This window comes from Mesorhizobium sp. M8A.F.Ca.ET.165.01.1.1 (assembly GCF_004792065.1).
In the GTDB taxonomy this organism is placed as follows: domain Bacteria; phylum Pseudomonadota; class Alphaproteobacteria; order Rhizobiales; family Rhizobiaceae; genus Mesorhizobium.
This window is the reverse complement of sequence record NZ_SRTH01000273.1, coordinates 1-279: the sequence shown is the minus strand read 5'-3', so window position 1 is coordinate 279 and position 279 is coordinate 1. Positions and strand designations below refer to the sequence as shown.

The following is a 279-nucleotide window of genomic DNA, read 5'->3' as shown; positions in this document are numbered from 1 at the left end:
GCCAGAAGCAGGCCGAGTGGCGCACCGATCCGGTGCGCGCCGGGCAATCGGCGGTGCTCGCCGATATCGGCGTGCATGCCTTCAACCTGGCCAGCTTCATTTCCGGCTTCGAGGCCGAGGCGGTTTCAGCCGACCTTTTCACCGCCGTGCCCGGACGGCGGCTCGACGACAACGCGCATGTCCTGGTGCGCTGGACGGGCGGCGCGCGCGGCACCATCTTCGCCAACCAGGCCTCGCCCGGCAACTCTCACGACCTTGCGAGGCGGATCTATGGCTCCT

General features: G+C 68.8%; 1 protein-coding gene. It reads left to right on the top strand.

The genetic code is table 11. The annotated features are described in order from the left end of the window. Window positions 1-279: Gfo/Idh/MocA family oxidoreductase (locus EN808_RS36070; RefSeq protein WP_245525218.1), on the top strand; the 279-nt coding region annotated here is incomplete at both ends.